The 15,399-nt window shown below is 58.9% G+C and carries 12 protein-coding genes and 1 pseudogene; 3 read left to right on the forward strand and 10 right to left on the reverse strand.

The features are described from left to right. Window positions 1-77 precede the first annotated feature (77 nt). Entirely contained in the window at window positions 78-1,703 is a 1,626-nt protein-coding gene (locus tag HP062_RS26690) for a glucan biosynthesis protein D (protein ID WP_077748293.1), read from the reverse strand. Between the two features lie 391 nt (window positions 1,704-2,094). Between HP062_RS26690 and HP062_RS26695 the strand changes: the two genes are divergently transcribed. Then, the gene (locus HP062_RS26695; RefSeq protein ID WP_010462962.1) at window positions 2,095-2,280 is read left to right on the forward strand and encodes a hypothetical protein; all 186 of its coding nucleotides are present in this window, start codon (window positions 2,095-2,097) and stop codon (window positions 2,278-2,280) included. Window positions 2,281-2,338: 58 nt separating this feature from the next. Here the strand turns inward: HP062_RS26695 and HP062_RS26700 are convergent, their stop codons facing one another. Continuing rightward, window positions 2,339-2,848 carry a Bro-N domain-containing protein gene (locus HP062_RS26700; RefSeq protein WP_145306848.1) on the reverse strand — a complete coding sequence of 170 codons (510 nt, stop codon included), beginning with the start codon at window positions 2,846-2,848 and terminating at the stop codon, window positions 2,339-2,341. Between the two features lie 440 nt (window positions 2,849-3,288). Between HP062_RS26700 and HP062_RS26705 the strand changes: the two are divergent. Both HP062_RS26705 and HP062_RS26710 read left to right on the forward strand, forming a co-directional pair. Then, window positions 3,289-4,541 (forward strand): annotated as a pseudogene (locus HP062_RS26705) (ATP/GTP-binding protein). Window positions 4,542-4,543: 2 nt separating this feature from the next. Continuing rightward, window positions 4,544-5,170: an RloB family protein gene (locus HP062_RS26710; protein ID WP_172792312.1), complete on the forward strand. Its 627-nt coding sequence runs from the start codon at window positions 4,544-4,546 to the stop codon at window positions 5,168-5,170. A 44-nt stretch (window positions 5,171-5,214) separates the two neighbouring features. Here HP062_RS26710 and HP062_RS26715 read toward each other — a convergent pair whose 3' ends face one another. The 8 genes from HP062_RS26715 to HP062_RS26750 all read right to left on the reverse strand — a co-directional run bounded on the left by HP062_RS26715 (window position 5,215) and on the right by HP062_RS26750 (window position 15,301). After that, window positions 5,215-6,699, reverse strand: coding sequence for an APC family permease (locus HP062_RS26715; RefSeq protein ID WP_169856294.1), 1,485 nt, complete (start codon window positions 6,697-6,699; stop codon window positions 5,215-5,217). Between the two features lie 228 nt (window positions 6,700-6,927). Next, complete coding sequence (locus HP062_RS26720) at window positions 6,928-8,352, reverse strand: gamma-aminobutyraldehyde dehydrogenase (protein ID WP_172792313.1); 1,425 nt, start codon at window positions 8,350-8,352, stop codon at window positions 6,928-6,930. Window positions 8,353-8,529: 177 nt separating this feature from the next. Then, window positions 8,530-9,354: an ABC transporter permease gene (locus HP062_RS26725; RefSeq protein ID WP_172792314.1), complete on the reverse strand. Its 825-nt coding sequence runs from the start codon at window positions 9,352-9,354 to the stop codon at window positions 8,530-8,532. Continuing rightward, window positions 9,344-10,291 carry an ABC transporter permease gene (locus HP062_RS26730; protein ID WP_077748299.1) on the reverse strand — a complete coding sequence of 316 codons (948 nt, stop codon included), beginning with the start codon at window positions 10,289-10,291 and terminating at the stop codon, window positions 9,344-9,346. Before HP062_RS26730 ends, HP062_RS26725 begins: the two co-directional genes overlap by 11 nt. Window position 10,292: 1 nt before the next feature. Further along, window positions 10,293-11,330, reverse strand: a complete 1,038-nt coding sequence (locus tag HP062_RS26735) for an ABC transporter ATP-binding protein (RefSeq protein WP_010462946.1) — start codon at window positions 11,328-11,330, stop codon at window positions 10,293-10,295. 235 nt (window positions 11,331-11,565) lie between these two features. Further along, window positions 11,566-12,717 carry a putative ABC transporter substrate-binding protein YdcS gene (gene ydcS, locus HP062_RS26740; RefSeq protein WP_172792315.1) on the reverse strand — a complete coding sequence of 384 codons (1,152 nt, stop codon included), beginning with the start codon at window positions 12,715-12,717 and terminating at the stop codon, window positions 11,566-11,568. 82 nt (window positions 12,718-12,799) lie between these two features. Beyond that, the gene (locus tag HP062_RS26745; protein WP_077748302.1) at window positions 12,800-14,287 is read right to left on the reverse strand and encodes a gamma-aminobutyraldehyde dehydrogenase; all 1,488 of its coding nucleotides are present in this window, start codon (window positions 14,285-14,287) and stop codon (window positions 12,800-12,802) included. A gap of 99 nt (window positions 14,288-14,386) precedes the next feature. Continuing rightward, a complete protein-coding gene (locus HP062_RS26750; RefSeq protein WP_010462940.1) occupies window positions 14,387-15,301 on the reverse strand; it encodes a LysR family transcriptional regulator in 915 nt (304 codons plus the stop codon). Window positions 15,302-15,399: the final 98 nt, after the last annotated feature.

A 15,399-nucleotide genomic window follows, 5' to 3' on the forward strand; every position in this document is an offset into this window, starting at 1 on the left:
CAATTCTGTGTACGCCGCAGATCAACTGTGGGAGCGAGCCTGCTCGCGAAGGGGCAAGCCCAGACAACCTATTGCTTTCAGGTGTACTTACGCTTATCCGGCGCTGGCGGGAAATACTGGTACAACCAGGTCTCACTCAACGTCCGGTCATTAGTGCGAATGAACAACCGCAGCTCAACCGGCGCCACGCTGTCATTGGTCGGGTACCAATCGAAGGTGATCCGATAGCCCTTGATGTCATCCAGCACCAGCACGTTGAAGTCCTTCACCTCGCCGTTCGAGCAGGTCACCACGGGCTCGATCCCCGCGCCTTCCGGCAAGCGATCCAGGCCGCCACCGTTGAAGTCCACGGCAAAGCGTCGAGCCCAGACTTCCGGGTAATGCTCGCCCGGCGCCCAACCTTCGATAAACCCGCCCATGCCCGAACGGGTCGCATTGACCCGCGCCAGCGGCGTGCTCACCGGTGGCAGGGCGCTCCAGTAGAGCTTGTAGCCGTAGTTCAGGGAATCACCGGCCGCGACCGGCTTCTTCGGAGTCCAGAACGCGACGATGTTATCGAGGGTTTCGCCGGTTGTAGGAATTTCCAACAGATCGATAGAGCCTTCGCCCCACGCGGTCGTAGGTTCTACCCACAGGCTTGGACGCTTGCTGTACCAGTCAACGGTGTCCTGATAGTTGGCGAACTCGTGATCGGTCTGCACCAGGCCGAAACCTTTCGGGTCGGTGTCGGCGAAGGCGTTGAACTGCAGGGTCGCCGGGTTGTTCAGCGGACGGCAGATCCACTCGCCGTTACCGCGCCACATGGCCAAGCGATCCGAGTCGTGGATTTGCGGGTGAATGGTGTCGCACATGCGGCGCTCGTGGGTGCCGCAGCTGAACATGCTGGTCATCGGTGCGATGCCCAGTTGTTCGATGGCGGTACGCGCGTTGATGTGGGCGTCAATCTCCATCACCACGCGTTCGGCCTGGCAATCGATGTCAAAGCGATAGGCGCCAGTGGCGCTCGGCGAATCCAGCAGCGCGTAGACCACAAAGCGGGTGCTGTCCTTGCCCGGGGTCTCGAACCAGAATTTGGTGAAGTCCGGGAATTCCTCACGCTTCTTGGCGTAGGTATCGACGGCCAGGCCGCGGGCCGACAGACCGTACTGGCCAGTGGCGTCTACCGCGCGGAAATAACTGGCGCCGAGGAAGGACAACACATCGTGCCTGTCCAGTTCCGGGGCCTTGAACAGCTTGAACCCGGAAAACCCCAGGTCGCCGGTGAGCTGCTTGGTGTCGACCGTGGTTTTTTCATAGTTGAACAGGGAAGGGCGGAAATGCACTTCCCGGGCCTGGCGGGTCTTGGGATCGACGCTGTACATGCGCACCGGCTGCTTGAAGCCCATGCCGACGTGGAAGAACTGCACGTCCAGCTGACCGTTCAAGTCTTTCCACAGAGAGTGGTTGCCGTCGTAGCGGATCGCGTTGAAATTCTGCGGCGTCATGGTCGCCAGCGTCGGCGGCAGCACCTGCTTGGTGTCCTGATAGCGATTGCCGGCGAGTTGCTTGGCCTGAATCTTCAGCGTCTCGAAATCGAACGCCTGGGCTGCGCCATCAGCGGTGCCGCTGGCCGCCCAGGCACGGGAGGCGAGCAGGCCGGTGGCCGACAAACCGGTGTAGGCAGCGATGGCCATGGACGCTTTGAGCAAATTCCTGCGATGCATAAGTACAACCTGTCGTGAACAATCCCGCGCCGTTCCTGGCACGTGCTGGATCAAAAATATCGGTTCGGACATGCCTTCGGCCAAACGCAACGGACTTTAAACAGATAACAAATAGCTTAAACCGTTCGGTTGCAGAGAAAAAATGATTGGTAGCACTTTGATGATGCGGCAATGAAACAAGAAATGTCGGTGAATTTTTCCGACAGCACTTTCTGATTTATAGGGCATTTCTGCTTTTTTTGACTAATTACTCTAAAAACCGCTTTTCAGCGCCGGGAATGTTCCTATCCTGTGTTCATGACCGGTTTCTGCCCTTCAGGCCGGCGGCTAATAAAAGGATAGGGCGATGCGGTTTTTGAAGTTTTCTCGGGCTTATAGAAGGACATCGTCCATGACGAAAGTACAAGGCATCACAGAAATGTTGGGAATCTTCCCTTGCCTGGCCACCGGGCGGCGAAGGCATCGCCTCAGTTCGGACGAAATGAAGCTGCTGGAGCGGTATCGCGAGCTGTCGGAAAACGACCGGATTGCGATGCGGTATCTGGTGGATGCGATGCGGAGTGTTTCGCGGTTTTGAGCGCTAAGCCAAGGGGCGGACTGTAAAGTCTGCCCCTTTTTCATTTTTCACCCTGCCTTCAACTGCAAGTGCCCACGATCGTGAACGGTCGCTGTGCCTGCATCAGATCCGGCATGTCGCGCCACTTGATCCAGGCTTGATGCTGCCAGTGCAGCAGCGGCACCGAGATGCCTGCCCACTGCAACGAACTCAGGCTTGGAATGTTATCCACAGCCGCTCTCGACTCACGCAGCGTCGGGATGACTTCGTTGCTTAGCCACTGACGCAGGTTTCGGTTTTCCGGGATGAAATGGTGGACTAGCAATGCATACATTCCCGATTCGCTGACCATCAACGATTCGACGGTTTTGCCATCCTTCAGCAACCAGACGTATCGGCGTTGATCGGGATCGAGTTTCAGGGTGAGACGTTGGTCCAGCGGACGGCCCATCAAGCGACCGAGGTCCTGGACGCAGAACCAGGCTTGGTTGTCCTGCATGAAGGCGTGGAGGAAGCGGTTGTGGCGGGTGAAGACGGTAGGGATGAAATGAGGATGGGTTTCAGACGGATTTAGCGGGTGCTTGAGCATTTTTCGACTCCATGTTGAAAAGGGAGCCGCCACTAATCCTTCGACAGATTATGGGTGGCGGACCGTGCGGCGTTCGAAGTCGGGACATTCTCGATCAACATGCAAGCCAAGAGGCCCGCGCCACACGGCCCACCATAAAGCAAAACTGAAAGGCAAAAAATTGCCCCAGTTCATATGGGGGCGCGGATGCGCCATGTTGATGATTTACCGGCTTCGACACCGGGTCGCTGATTTGGCAGCGACGAGGTAAAGCCTATCGTTCAGGCGCTCGCGGCGCCAAGTCTACTCTGGCGCCGCGCGTTGTAGGAATTGGAGCTTCTAACGGAAGGCTCGGTCTGTAGGAATTTCCTGTTTTTGCGTGAAGTGCAGTGCGACTGCGCCGAACGGCTGTTTTTTCCTTTATTTTTTGGCCTTTCAGGACTGAACTGCGGGTTCGCTGCATGCTGATTGAATTTTCTGTTTCCAACTATCGCTCCTTCCGCGACAGGCAAACCCTGTCCATGGCTGCGACGCCGCGCTTGAGTAAAAAACGCAACCTGTTTACGCCGCCCTTAAATGGAGAAAAACTACCGGATTTGTTGAAGGTGGCTGCGATCTACGGGCCGAATGCGTCCGGTAAATCTTCGCTCATCCGGGCGATGGGGATCATCGGACAGCTGCTCACCGCATTACCTTCCTCAAATGATGAACCGCTACCGGTCTCGCCATTTCGTTTTGACTCGCAACTTCAAAACGAACCCAGTTCTTTTGAGTACAACTTCATTCAGCGCGGGCTCCGATATCGCTTTGTTCTACGCCTGACGGCTCAGCGGATTATCGAGGAACAACTGATTTCCTATCCCAACGGTAAGGAAACGCTGCTGTATCAGCGTCTTTTGGGGGAGAAGGGGAGCAATATGCCTTTGGGGCAAGTCTTGAGGGTGGTAAAGAAGTCCACAGTGCATGGCGGCGCCTGACGAGCCCAAAAATGTTGTTTATTTCACAGGCGGTGGCGAACAGTAGCGAAGAGCTGACCCAGTTGCGGGCCCCGTTTAGCTGGTTTCAATCAGGTCTGTTGGTTATTGAGCAGAACAACATGATGGGGCTGTCTGCTGCGTCCATCAGATTTCTGAAGATGGCCTCGGATCACACTGGCAATTTGCGAGACTTTCTAAAGGAAGTGGATATCCCGGTGTCAGCTATTCACCTCAACACCGAAGACGCAGAATCTTTTCACCGTACAAAAAAACTCACACTTAAGGAGTTCTTTGCGGAGACCCAAAAAGACAAAGTCACCCTGACGCATACGAGCCTTTTAGGAAAAGCCGAGTTCGATTTTTCAGAGGAGTCCGGCGGTACAAAAAACCTGATCGGTTTCTGGCTGCCCTGGTTCATGATCAATCACGCCGATGGGAGCGGGATTCTTTCTGTCGATGAATTGGACAGCAGCCTTCATCCCTCAATAGTCGATGGTCTGATTGAGAAACACTTGGACAGTGGGCTAGGTACTCAACTGATCTTTACCACCCACGACACTCATCTAATGAATACCAAAGCACTTCGGCGCGATCAGTTCTGGATTACCGAACGCGATGCTAAGGGTGCGACCTGTCTTTTTTCGGTTCACGATTTTGAAGGCAGGGAAGGAGAAAACGTCGAAAAACGCTACTTTGAGGGCCGTTATCGTGGGTTACCGTTGATAAGGCGAGGTTGAACATGGCGCGTTCAATACGGCTGTTTGATCGGAAGGCACCCCGGTTCAAGCCTCAACCCAAAGTGCTGATTCTCTGTGAAGACAGCAAGTCAGGAAAACGATATCTGGAGGAGGCCGCATTCCATTTTCGTGCCAGCGCTCTAGTAGAAATTGCCCACTGCGGCATCACACACCCAAGCGGCATTGTTGAAACAGCTATCGTCCGTCAGAAAGGCTTCGACAAGGTGTTTTGTGCATTGGATCGCGATACGCATTTGTGTTTTGAGCGAGCCATCAATCTGGCGAGACCGCATCCGAAAATCAAAGTCATCGCGTCGTATCCTTGCTTTGAGTTTTGGCTGCTTCTGCACTTCGGATTCAATCGAAAGCCTTTCCGTGCAGTCGGGAAGCGTTCTCCCGGCGACCTGGTCGCCAAGAGCCTCAGAAAAAAGCCCAACATGGATAAGTACGCCAAGGGCGAAGATGTCAACTATTTCGCCCAACTCCTGGGTGAGCCATTTCAAAAGGCGAGAGCTTTAGCGCCAAAGATTATCGAGGATGTCGCCATCAGCGGCGAACCCAACCCGAGCACCGAAATCCATTTGCTGATGGACGAATTCGAAACCCTCTCCAAACTTCAGCCGATCTAACACCAAGCGTCCAGCCGGCATCGCTGCGGGCTGGACACTGGTTATTACCGACTAACCTTCCACGCATCCCCCGCTGGCGCAGTCCCGTGGTCATACGGCTTGGCCAACCACATGTACAACAACCCCAACCCAATAACGATCGCTGTACTCAACACCATCGCATAGTTGATGTACCACGCCGCATCCGGTGTGCGCGGCCAGGCCATGTTGATGATCGCGCCGACGCCATAAACCAGCGCGCCGATGTTCACCGCCCACCCCCAACCGCCGAGGGTGAATTTGCCGCTTGGTTTCCAGCCTTTCAGGCGTGCGTATAGCGCGGCGAGGACGATCATCTGGAACGCCAGATAGATGCCGATCGCCGCGAAACTGACGATGGTGGCCACCGCATCTTGCAGGAAGAAGCCGAGAATGATGATCAGGGCCGGCAGGACGCCGGACACGAACAGCGCAGCCACAGGCACTTGGGTCGTAGGGGAAATCTTCTTCAGCAGTGAACTGCCAATGACCATTTCATCTCGGGCGTAGGAGTACAGCAGACGACTCGCCGCCGCTTGCAGGCTGATGACGCAGGAGATGAAGGAGATCATCACCACACCCATGACCACTTTCGAGCCGACCGGGCCGAAGGCGTTGTTGAGGATGGTGGTGACCGGGTCTTTGTCGGTGCCGTTGATTACCGCTTGCATGTCCGGCACGGCGAGGATCAGCGCCAGGCAGGCGAACATCGCCGCGATGCCGCCGATGTAGATGGTCATGCGCATGGCCACCGGAATCTGCTTGCTTGGGTTCGGGGTTTCTTCGGCCACGTCGCCGCAGGCCTCGAAGCCGTAGTACAGGAACATCCCCGCCAGCGAGGCGGTGAGGAAGGCCGGCAGGTACGAGCCGTCAATGCTGATATCGAAGGTGTTGAACAACACGCTGATCGACTGGTGACGCTCGAAGATCAGCAGGTAGACGCCAACGATCACTGCGCCGACCAGCTCGCAAAGGAAGCCGAACATGGCGATCCGCGCCAGCATTTTGGTGCCGCTGAGGTTGACCAGGGTGGCGAACAGCGTCAGGAACAGCGCGATGACGATGTTGGTGTTATTGCTCGGTTCAAAGCCCATCATTGCGGCCAGGTACGGACCGGCACCGACGGCAACGGCAGCGATGGTCACGCACAGGGCGATGGAGTAGATCCAGCCGACCATCCACGCCCAGCGCTTGCCCACCAAGCGACGAGCCCAGGGGTACACGCCGCCGGAAATCGGGAACTGCGAAACCACTTCACCGAAGATCAGGCACACCAGCAACTGGCCGCAACCGACCAGTAAATAAGCCCAGAACATCGGCGGTCCACCGGCGGCCAGGCACAGGCCGAAGAGGGTATAAACCCCGACGACCGGGGAGAGGTAAGTGAAGCCCAGGGCGAAGTTTTCCCACAGGCTCATGCTGCGGTTGAAGTTCGAGGTGTAACCCAGCTTGCGTAGCTGCTCGGCGTCGCTGTCGGCAACGGCTACAGAGAGTTCGGGTGATGCGCTCATGGTGTGTCAGCTCCGGAAAATCGGCAGATTTCGGATGTCCGAAACCGTGGCGGGGCCTTGGAGGCGCTGCCCGGATCGGTGGTTATTGTTTTGGTTTTCTGGCGTTGAACCCTGGTGGTGCGTGGTGCCGGTTTCTACCTTGAAACCGAGGTGATGCCTTCGCGGGCAAGCCTCGCTCCTACAGGTACTGCGGCGAACCTGTAGGAGCGAGGCGTGCCCGCGAAGCTTTTAATGCTTGAACATTACATGCCGCACAACGGTGTAATCCTCCAGCCCATACATGGACATGTCCTTCCCGTAGCCAGACAGTTTCTGACCGCCATGGGGCATTTCGCTGACCAGCATGAAGTGCGTATTCACCCAGGTGCAGCCGTATTGCAAGCGGGCAGACAAGCGATGCGCGCGACCGACGTCAGAGGTCCAGACCGACGACGCCAGGCCGTAGTCCGAATCGTTTGCCCAACCCAGCACCTGCGCTTCATCGATGAATTTGGTCACCGACACCACGGGCCCGAACACTTCGCGACGGACGATTTCGTCGTCCTGTTGAGCGTCCGCAAGCACCGTCGGCTCGAAGAAGAAACCATTCCCCTCCACAGACTTGCCACCGGTGACCAGGCGGATATGCGGTTGCGCCACGGCACGTTCGACAAAGCCGGCCACGCGGTCACGGTGCTGCGCAGTGATCAGCGGCCCCAGCTCGGTCGACGGGTCATCCTGCAACCCGTACTTGATGCTGCTGACCGCTTCGCCAAGCTTCTCGACGAATTTGTCGTAGATGCCTTCCTGCGCGTAGATGCGGCAAGCTGCGGTGCAATCCTGGCCAGCGTTGTAGAAACCGAAGGTGCGAATGCCTTCCACGGCGGCGTCGATGTCGGCGTCGTCGAAGATGATCACCGGGGCCTTGCCGCCCAGTTCCATGTGCATGCGTTTGACGCTGTCGGCGGTGCTGGAAATGATGTTCGATCCGGTGGCGATCGAGCCGGTCAGCGAGACCATGCGCACTTTCGGGTGCGTGACCAATGGGCTGCCAACGGTAGGACCACGGCCGAAGACGAGGTTGAGCACGCCGGCCGGGAAGATTTCCGACGCCAGTTCCGCCAGACGCAGCGCGGTCAGCGGGGTTTGTTCTGACGGCTTGAGCACCACGGTATTACCGGCGGCGAGGGCCGGGGCGATTTTCCAGGCGACCATCATCAGCGGGTAGTTCCACGGCGCGATGGAGGCGATCACGCCAACCGGGTCGCGGCGGATCATTGAGGTGTGGCCGGGCAAGTATTCGCCGCCCGCCGAACCGCTCATGCAACGGCTGGCGCCGGCGAAGAAACGGAACACGTCAGCAATCGCCGGGATCTCATCGTTCAGCGCAGCGCTGTAGGGTTTGCCGCAGTTGTCCGACTCCAGCTTGGCCAGCTCTTCGCCGTGGGCTTCAATGGCGTCGGCGAGTTTGAGCAGCAGCAGCGAGCGTTCCTTCGGCGTGGTTTGCGACCAGCTTTCGAAGGCGCTGTCGGCGGCTTGCACGGCGGCATTGACCTGGGCTTCGCTGGCTTCGTTGATTTCCACCAGCACACGGCCGAGGGCCGGGTTGAACACCGGTTGGGCGGGGCCGTCGCCGTCGATCAGTTGGCCGTTGATCAAGAGTTTGGTTTGCATGGCATTGTCCTCTTCAAACTATTGTTTTTCTCTGAAGGAACCGGTTCAAACTGTGGGAGCGAGCCTGCTCGCGAATGCGGTTTAACATTCAACATTGATGTTGGCTGACACACCGCTTTCGCGAGCAGGCTCGCTCCCACATTCGATTCGGTTACGACAGGGAGTAATCGTTGTTCGTTATTTCCCGCCGCTACCCGCCACGCTCTCACCGCCCCGGGTCAGGTAATAAGCACCGAGAATCGGCAGCATGGTCACCATCATCACCAGCATCGCGACAACGTTGGTCACTGGCACGTCCCGTGGGCGGCTGAGCTGGTTGAGCAGCCACAGCGGCAGGGTGCGTTCATGGCCGGCGGTGAAGGTGGTGACGATGATTTCGTCGAACGACAGCGCAAACGCGAGCATGCCGCCGGCCAGCAGCGCCGAGCCAAGGTTCGGCAGGACGATGTAACGGAAGGTCTGCCAACCGTCGGCGCCGAGGTCCATCGACGCTTCAATCAAACTGTGCGAAGTGCGGCGTAAACGGGCGATGACGTTGTTGTAGACGATCACCACGCAGAAGGTCGCGTGGCCGACGATGATGGTGAACATCCCCGGTTCGATCCCCAGTGTCTTGAAGGTCGCCAGCAACGCGATCCCGGTGATGATCCCGGGCAACGCAATCGGCAGGATCAGCATCAACGAGATGCCTTGCTTGCCGAAGAAATCCCGCCGGTACAACGCCGCCGACGCGAGGGTGCCGAGGACCATCGCAATCAGTGTCGCGATGGCGGCGATTTCGGCCGACAACTTGATCGCTTCCAGTACATCGGGCCGAGAAAACGCCACGCTGAACCAATGCAGGGTGAAGCCCTTGGGTGGAAAGCTGAACGCCGCTTCTTCGGTGTTGAAGGCGTAAAGGAAGATGATCAGGATCGGAAAGTGCAGGAACACCAACCCGCCCCAGGCTGCGATTTTTAATCCCATAGAAGCCTGCCCCTGTGATGAAGAGTCAGAGTGCATCGAAGGCCCCCAGTCGTTTGACGATAGTCAGGTAAATGGCGATTAACACAATCGGCACCAATGTGAAGGCCGCGGCCATCGGCATGTTGCCGATTGCGCCCTGCTGCGCGTAAACCATGCTGCCCACAAAGTAGCCCGGCGGGCCCACCAGCTGCGGCACGATGAAGTCGCCCAGGGTCAGCGAAAAGGTGAAGATCGAACCAGCCGCGATGCCTGGAATCGACAGCGGCAGAATCACCTGCATGAAGGTCTGGCGTGGCTTGGCACCCAGGTCCGCAGACGCTTGCAACAACGACGGCGGCAGGCGTTCCAGCGAAGCCTGGATTGGCAGGATCATGAACGGCAGCCAGATGTAGACGAACACCATGAAACGGCCCAGGTGCGAGGTCGATAAAGTGCTGCCGCCTACGCCGGGAATGCCCAGCACGAATTGCAACACCGGCTCCAGCCCCAGGTGTTGAACGAACCACTGCGCGACGCCGCCCTTGGCCAGCAGCAAGGTCCAGGCATACGCCTTGACGATGTAACTGGCCCACATCGGCAGCATCACCGCGATGTAGAAAAACGCCTTGGTTTTGCCAGTGGTGTAACGCGCCATGTAATAGGCGATCGGGAACGCAACGATCGCGCTGGCGAGCGAGACGGCGACGGCCATGCTCAGCGTGCGCAGGATGATGTCGAAGTTCGACGGCTGGAACAGCGCTGCGAAGTTCGCCAGGGTCAGGTCGGGGGTGACCGCCATGGTGAAGTCATCGAAGGTGTAGAAGCCTTGCCACAGCAGCACCAGCAGCGAGCCGAGATAAATTGCACCGAACCACAGCAGCGGCGGCACCAGCAGCAGCGACAGGTAAAAATTCGGTCGGCGATACAGCAGGTTGGAAAACCTGCGCAACGGCGAACCGCCGGCCGGGGTTTGAGGGATAGCCACGCTGGTCATCTCACACCCCACCGACAACGTTGTCGTGCAGCGGGACCATCGCCTCGCGCGCCCAGCGTGCGCTGATGCGTTGCCCGGTCTGGTGCTGGGCGCTGACGTCCAGCCACTGCACGTTGGCCTGGCTGATGTTCAGGGTCTGGCCGTTTTCCAGTTTCAGTTCATAGCGCGTGGCGCTGCCCTGGTACTGAATGTCGTGGAGCAAGCCGCTGACTTCAATCTCGTGGCTGGCCAGCGGGCCTTCGGCAAAACGCACGTGTTCCGGGCGAATCGAAAACGGCTGTGGATTGCCACTCAATTGCTTGGCCAGATCGCCGCGAATCACGTTGGACGTGCCGACGAATTCCGCGACGAACGTGGTGGCCGGTTTCATGTACAGGTTGCGCGGGGTGTCGACCTGCTCGATGCGTCCTTTGTTGAACACTGCCACACGGTCGGACATCGACAGCGCTTCAGTCTGGTCGTGGGTGACGAAGATAAAGGTGATGCCGAGCTGGCGTTGCAGCTTCTTCAACTCACTCTGCATCTGTTCGCGCAGCTTCAGATCGAGAGCGCCCAACGGCTCGTCGAGCAGCAGCACGCGAGGGCGATTGACCAGGGCGCGGGCCAGGGCCACACGCTGGCGCTGGCCGCCGGACAGTTGCACCGGCTTGCGCTCGCCGTAACCGCCGAGGGCAACCATGTCGAGGGCTTCTTCGGCACGTTTCTGCCGTTCGGCTTTACCGACGCCTTTGACTTTCAAGCCATAGGCGACGTTGTCGAGCACGTTCATGTGCGGGAACAGCGCGTAATCCTGAAACACCGTGTTGACGTCACGCTCATACGGCGGCAGTCCGGCGGCTTCCTCGCCATGAATACGGATGGAGCCAGCACTCGGTTGTTCGAAACCGGCGATCAGGCGCAAACAGGTGGTCTTGCCCGAGCCGGAAGGGCCCAGCATGGAGAAGAACTCGCCGTCCTGGATATCGATGGAAACCCGGTCAACGGCCTTCACTTCGCCGAATTGACGGGAAACGTTGGTGAACTGGACTGCAAGCGTCATGGTGCGGTGCTCCAAAAAGGCGAGGGCCGTCACAGCGGCCCTGCCTGGACTTCTGAAAAATCTGAATCAACTTTCTGGTTGGAAAACTTATTGTGGCGAGGGAGCTTGCTCCCGCTGGAGTGCGCAGCACTCCCAAAAGGACTGATGCGGCCTCTCTGATAGACCGCATTAACTGGTTTTGGGGCAGCTTCGCCACCCAGCGGGAGCAAGCTCCCTTGCCACAGGGGCCGGTGTGTTAGCGGCCGCCCATAATCGCGATGTAGTCCTGGGTCCAGCGGCTGTAAGGCACGAACTTGCCCCCTTCAGCCTGCGGGGTTTTCCAGAAGGCGATTTTCTCGAACTGGTCGAAGCCGTTGGTCTTGCAGCCTTCGGCACCCAGCAATTCACTGCCGGTACAGGCCGCTGGCACCGCTGGCAACGAACCGAACCAGGCCGCCACATCACCCTGGACTTTCGGTTGCAGTGACCAGTCCATCCACTTGTAAGCGCAGTTCGGGTGCTTGGCTTCGGCGTGCAACATCGTGGTGTCGGCCCAACCGGTGGCGCCTTCTTTCGGGATGGTCGAGGCGATCGGTTGTTTCTCGTTGATCAGACCGTTGACCTGATACGGCCAGGCGCTGGACGCGACCACGCCTTCGTTTTTGAAGTCACTCATCTGCACGGTGGTGTCGTGCCAGTAGCGATGGATCAACGGCTGCTGGGCGCGCAACAGATCGAGTACTGCCTTGTACTGGGCTTCGGTGAGTTGGTACGGGTCCTTGATGCCCAGTTCCGGCTTGGTGCTTTTCAGGTACAGCGCCGCGTCGGCAATGTAGATCGGGCCGTCGTAAGCCTGCACGCGGCCCTTGTTCGGTTTGCCGTCCGGCAGGTTCTGCGCATCGAACACCACGCCCCAGCTGGTCGGCGCAGTTTTGAATACGTTGGTGTTGTACATCAGCACGTTCGGGCCCCACTGATACGGGGTGCCGTAGGTCTGCTTGTTGACCACGTACCACGGCGCATCTTTGAGGCGTGGGTCGAGGCTTTTCCAGTTCGCAATCAACGCCGTGTTGATCGGCTGTACACGCTTGCCGACGATCAACCGCAACGAGGCGTCGCCCGACGCCGTCACCAGGTCATAACCGCCCTTGGCCATCAGGCTGACCATTTCATCGGAAGTCGCCGCGGTCTTCACATTGACCTTGCAGCCGGTTTCCTTCTCGAAACCGGTCACCCAGTCGTAGGCCTTGTCGCTTTCGCCACGTTCGATGTAGCCGGGCCACGCCACGATATCCAGCTGGCCTTCGCCGGCACCGACGGCTTTCAGTGGTTCGGCGGCCTGGAGACTGGCGCTGGCCAGCAGCGCCGTGGTGATTGCACTGAGCAGTGCGGTCTTGTGCACGAACATGGGGATTCCCTCTTCTTTAATTATGGTCGGGGCAGTTGTGAACGTGGTGAAGCATGCCGTTAGCGGCTTGTTATTAGCGTAGTCAGAGATGCTGTCCGTGGCGCGCCATGATGTGCCGCACCACGCTGTAGTCCTGAAGCGAATCGCTGGATAAGTCTTTGCCATACCCGGACCGCTTGAGGCCGCCGTGGGGCATTTCGCTGACCAGCATGAAATGGCTGTTGATCCAGGTGCAGCCGTACTGCAACCGCGCCGCGACCTGCATGGCCTTGTCGAGGTTCTGCGTCCAGACCGAGGAGGCGAGGCCGTATTCCGAATCGTTGGCCCAGTCCACGGCTTGTTCGAGCTGATCGAAACGGGTCACGGTGACCACCGGCCCGAATACTTCGCGCTGGACGATCTCGTCGCTCTGCTTGCAACCGGCCAGCAGCGTCGGCTGGTAATAGAAGCCGGCACCGGAATGCACCGCCGCGCCGGTCACCCGCTCGATGTGCGGCTGGCCGAGGGCGCGCTCGACGAAACTGGCCACGCGGTCGCGCTGGCGGGTGCTGATCAGCGGGCCGATTTCGTTGTCGGCGTCGCGTTTACCGGCAAAGCGCAGGCTGCTGACCGCCGCGCCGAGTTCCGCCACCAGGCGGTCGTGAATCCCGGCCTGTGCATAAATCCGGCAAGCCGCGGTGCAATCCTGCCCCGCGTTGTAATAACCGTAAGTGCGCACGCCTTCGACCACGGCTTGAATGTCGGCATCGTTGCAGACGATCACCGGCGCTTTGCCGCCGAGCTCAAGGTGCGTGCGCTTGAGGGTTTTTGCTGCAGCCTGGAGGATTTTCTGCCCGGTGACGATATCGCCGGTCAGCGACACCATGCGCACTTTGGGATGGCTGACCAAGTGGCTGCCGACGCCTTCACCGCCGCCGCAGACGATGTTGATCACGCCGCGTGGAAGGATCTCGGCCAGCGCCGGCGCCAGGGCCAGAATCGACAGCGGCGTGTGTTCGGACGGTTTGAACACCAGCGTATTGCCGGCGGCGAGGGCCGGGGCGATTTTCCACGCGGCCATCATGATCGGGTAGTTCCACGGCGCAATCGAGGCGACCACGCCAATCGGATCGCGCCGGACCATGCTGGTGTAGCCCGGCAGGTATTCGCCGCTGAGCTGGCCGGTCTGGCAACGCACGGCGCCGGCGAAGAAGCGGAACACATCGACCGTCGCGCTCAAGTCGTCCTGACGGGCCAGGTGCAACGGTTTGCCGCAATTCAGCGATTCGAGTCGGGCGAGGAGGTCGGCTTGTTTTTCGATGGCGTTGGCGATGTCCAACAACAGGTTCGAGCGTTGCTGCGGTGTGGTCCGCGACCAGCCGGCAAAGGCGCGGTGGGCGGCAAGGATGGCGGCTTCGACTTGCTCGGTGCTGGCTTCGGCGATGTGAGTCAGCACTTCCCCGGTGGCGGGGTTGAGGATCGGCTCGACAAAACCCTGACCCGCGACCAATTCGCCATCGATCAACAACGCGGTGAACAACGGGGTCTGCGCGCCAGCCATTTTTCGGGTTCTCTTTTCTTGTGTGGCCATGGTGCTCCCAGTGACTGGGCCCGGCCGTCTTATTGATGGAGCAAGACTAGTGCGCGGGCCCGAGGTCGACAAATTCTAAATACTGAAGGTGGCGTTCGATTAAATAGATGGCTTGCGCCCGCCGTGGGGTTGTTCGCGGGCCACGGTCAAAAACGGGTCCACCAATGCCGGACGCGCCGTGCCACGACGCCATGCCAGGCCGACATCAAGGGTCTGGCTCAGGTCGGCAATCGGGCGGGCTTCGATGATGTCGCCCTCCAGTGACCAGGGGCGGTAGGTCATGTCGGGCTGGATCGATACACCCAGACCTGCGGCCACCAGGCTCCGAACGGCTTCCGTCGACGCGGTTTTCAGGGTGATGCGCGGTTGCAGCCCGGCACCGCTCCACATGCGGTGGGCGTTGCGGTCCATTTCGTCGACGTTGAGCTGAATCAGTGGTTCGCGGGCCACATCGGCAAGGTTGATGCTGTCGTGTTCCAGCAGCGGATGCTGAGCCGGCAACCACAACCGGTGGGGCGAATGAGTCAGCACTTCAGTCTGCAAGGCATGGCGGTCTTCGAGGTTGGACAGGATCAGCACGCCGACATCGATCTCACCGCTGACCAGCAAATGTTCGATGTATGGGCGTTCGTCCTCCATCACCCGGATTTCAACGTTGGGATAGGCGCGCTGGAAACGGGTGAGCAAATCCGCAAGGTAATAACCGGCCACCAGGCTGGTCACGCCGATGATCAGCTGCCCGGCGACCTGATCGGTGCTTTGTTGCAGGCTGCGTTTGGCGTTGTCCACCGTGGCCAGAATCAGGTGCGCCTGGCGCAGGAATTGGTGGCCCTGATGGGTCAGGCTCATGCCCTTTGCGTGTCGGTTGAACAGGCCGACGCCAATCTCCTCTTCCAGTTGCTGGATCGCCAGGGTCAAGGTCGATTGGGAAATGAACGCGGTTTGCGCGGCGGCGGAGATCGATCCGGTCTCGGCCACGGCGATGAAGTGACGGATCTGACGCAAGGTCATCATGGGGAGTTACCCAGTGGGCGGTTTTTATAGATTCGCTTGAGTGTATATCGCTTTAATCGATGGCCCGTTTTTTTCAGGCAACATCCAGAAGCACTCTC

This window comes from Pseudomonas sp. B14-6 (assembly GCF_013260315.1).
GTDB classification, from domain to species: Bacteria; Pseudomonadota; Gammaproteobacteria; order Pseudomonadales; family Pseudomonadaceae; genus Aquipseudomonas; species Aquipseudomonas mandelii.